Origin of the sequence: Halovivax sp. (assembly GCA_007119345.1) — an archaeon.
Taxonomy (GTDB): Archaea; Halobacteriota; Halobacteria; order Halobacteriales; family Natrialbaceae; genus Halovivax.
Window position 1 is genome coordinate 1 of sequence record SKPV01000136.1, and the last position, 3015, is coordinate 3015.

3 protein-coding genes are annotated in these 3015 nt (G+C 68.3%); 2 read left to right on the plus strand and 1 reads right to left on the minus strand.

What is annotated here, in order from left to right:
* Both QZT59_RS09410 and QZT59_RS09415 read left to right on the plus strand, forming a co-directional pair.
* A partial coding sequence (locus tag QZT59_RS09410) for an FAD-dependent oxidoreductase (RefSeq protein ID WP_290814733.1) occupies window positions 1-1089 on the plus strand: 1089 nt, incomplete at its 5' end.
* Window positions 1090-1159: 70 nt separating this feature from the next.
* Entirely contained in the window at window positions 1160-1906 is a 747-nt protein-coding gene (locus QZT59_RS09415; protein WP_290814736.1) for a DUF91 domain-containing protein, read from the plus strand.
* A gap of 276 nt (window positions 1907-2182) precedes the next feature.
* Here the strand turns inward: QZT59_RS09415 and QZT59_RS09420 are convergent, their stop codons facing one another.
* Window positions 2183-2662 (minus strand): hypothetical protein, encoded by a 480-nt coding sequence (locus tag QZT59_RS09420; protein WP_290814739.1) that lies wholly within the window; start codon window positions 2660-2662, stop codon window positions 2183-2185.
* Window positions 2663-3015: the final 353 nt, after the last annotated feature.

The window sequence follows — 3015 nt, forward strand, 5'->3', positions numbered from 1 at the left end:
ATCGCGACCGGCGCCGAGGCGGTCGTGCCGCCGATCGACGGCATCGACCGCGAGGGCGTCTACACGCTGGGCTCGATGAGCGACGGCAAGGAGTTGCGCGAGTACGTCGCCCGTGCTCGCGAGGAAGACGACCTCCAGCAGCCCGACCGGGGGCCGGCCTGTCGCTACCTCGAGGAGTGTACCGGTCCCGTCGCCGTCGTCGGCGGCGGCTACATCGGCGTCGAGATGGCCGAGGCGCTCGCCGCGAACGGGTTCGAGGTGAACCTCTTCCAGCGCGGCGACCGCGTCCTGAAGGGGTTCTCCGGGCCGACGAGCGAGGCCGTCCTCGAGCACCTCCGCGAGCAGTCGGTCGCGGTCCACCTCGGCGCGGAGGTCCGGGCCTTCGCCGGCGAGGAGCGCGTCGAGGCCGTCGTCACCGCCGACGACCGCATCCCCGTCGACATGGCGTTGCTGGGAACTGGCGTCCGCCCGCGCACGGAGCTGGCCGCCGACGCCGGCGTCGCACTCGGCGAGACGGGCGCGATCGCGACCGACCCGTACCGGGAGACGAATATCCCCGACGTCTACGCCGCCGGCGACTGCGCCGAGGCCACCCACGTCGTCACGGTCGAGCCGACCTACGTGCCCTTGGCGCTGACCGCCAACCGCCACGGTCGGGCCGTCGGCCAGACCGTCGCCGGGCAGCCCACCGATGGCGGCCCCGTCGCCGGCACGGCCGCCGTCAAAGCGTTCGACGTCGAAGCAGCCCGGACCGGCCTCGTGGATCCCGAAGAGATCCGCGCCGCCGGCTTCGACCCGCTCGTCGAGACGATCACTGCGAAGTCACGGGCGGGCTACTACCCCGAGGGCGGCGAGGTGACGATCACGATGAGCGCGGACCGCGACTCCGGGCGCCTGCTCGGGGCGAGCCTCGTCAGCGAGTACGGCGAGGGTGCCGTCCACCGGAGCCACGGCGTCGTCGCCGCCCTCCACGAGGGTGCGACGATTTTCGGCCTCGAGAACTACGACCTCGCCTACGCGCCACCGTTCAACACCACCTGGGATCCGATCCTGGTCGCCGCGAAGGTTCTGGCCGGCAAACTCGACTGATCGCCAAAGAGCCGACGCGAGCTGGCAACCGACCCGCCGGTTTATATACCAGCCCGCGGCCAGACAGCCCATGATCGACGACGCCATTCACGTGCTCGCTGGCGACTGTACCGTCCTCGTCGACGATGCCGACCGAGAGGAGTACCGTGGGCGAGTCACGACGATCGTCAAACCCGATAACACCGTCCTCGTCCACGACGTCGACGGCTACCAGCCCGTCGCCTGGCTCACCCGCGCCGACAGCGTCTCCAGCGACCGCGATGACGGCTTCACGCTCGTCGCCCGTAAAGGAACTCAGACACTCCGAGTCGCCGCCCACGATCGGGACGCGTACGCCCACTACCGCGCGTCGGCGGCGGGTCGACCCGTGGGCTCGTGTCCCAACTGCGGCGGGACGCTGATCCGCTCGTCGGGGGTGCGCTGTGTCGACTGCGGCGACCGCTACGCGATTCCCTCGGATGCGACGGTCCGCGAGGAGCGCTGTGACTGTGGACTGCCCCGCATTCGCGTAGAGCGCGGGCTCGCGTTCGACGTCTGCCTCGACCGCGCGTGCGAACCGCTCGACGACGCCGTCCGCGAGGCGTTCGACCGCGAGTGGGACTGCCCCGACTGCGACGGCGACCTCCGCATCCTGCGCCGCGGCGGCCTCATCGCGGGCTGTGAACGCTATCCCGACTGCGAGACGGGGTTCGTCCTCCCGTCTGGGGTGCTCGACGGTGAGTGTGGCTGCGGGCTGCCGACGTTCGAGACCGGCTCGGGGAGACGGTGTCTCGATGCGACCTGCGAGCGGGTGGTGGAAGCGGGGATTGCTCGATGACTCGCGAGAGTAGCGCCTGGCGTTTCCACGGGTACGTACAACCCTCGACCGTACCAAGACGTCCCGTCTCCCGACTCAGCGGTGGTGTTCCGGAGTGTGAGGACGGGTCAGAACGGAGACCACGCCGACCTCGAGCCCGACCACCGCTAGAGGCCTGATAGTCACTCCGGTGGAATTACCACCCGGCGGGTACACCCCCAAGGAAGGGTGTGATGGCGGTTGCTGGTTCGTCTCCGATAGCGATCGGAATTTCCCAACGTCCGTGTTGGTACGCTATCAGCCGTCCTGCTCGCAGTCGCCGTCTGGCGCAGAGATCGGCTCCGTTTCGCCCCACGAGTGCAGGTCCGCCTGGCCGTTCTCGCCCCACTCTTCGCGGAGCCGATAGCCAGTCTCCGCGCTGATGAACGTTCGCGTGTCCGCATCCTCGACGACGTAGGCGCCCTGGCCTTCCACCGTCGTCGTCTCCGTCACCTCCATCGTGGCGGGATCGACGCCGCGGAACGGGGTTATCGGGATGTATCCGTCGTCCTGGCCCTCCTCGCGGTGTTCGACCGTACAGTCGTCCATCGCCACTTCGTACCATTCGTCGCCGGCGCCGACGTGCTCGATCGTGAGCCCGTTCTGATCGAATTCGATGTGAACGTCGCCGTCGTAAACCGTCTGTGTTCCCCCCATCTCACCCTCGTCTTCTCCCACCCGGAAATCGGCGACGAAACCGTCGACCTCGTCTTCGGCCAGCACGTCGGCGGCCGTCATCCCGTCCTCGAGGTCTGGAGCATCCGCGTCCGTATCGTCTCCGTCCGTATCCTCTCCGCTAGCGTCGTCCTCGGATCCGTCCGAATCGTCGTCACCGTCGCCATCGTCGCCGTCACCAGCATCCCCGTCATCCCCACCAAGACAGCCAGCCAGTGTTGCGACACCGACGCTAGCGACCGAAATCAGGGCACGTCGGCGGGTTACCCCGGTCAGATCGCTGTGTGAGTGGTTCGCTTCCGGCGCGTCGGGAGCGGTCGATTCGCGTCGTCGGTCGTTGGGTGTATTGATTGACATTGACAGCTCCTGGCCACTCCCCATCAGTTGTGCCGCTCGTCTGTGGTCAGTCGTCGCCG

Excerpts from the sequence above, each read along its gene's own strand:
- QZT59_RS09415 (WP_290814736.1), top strand. The coding sequence starts at position 1,160 with ATGATCGACGACGCCATTCACGTGCTCGCTGGCGACTGTACCGTCCTC.
- QZT59_RS09420 (WP_290814739.1), bottom strand. The coding sequence starts at position 2,662 with ATGACGGCCGCCGACGTGCTGGCCGAAGACGAGGTCGACGGTTTCGTC.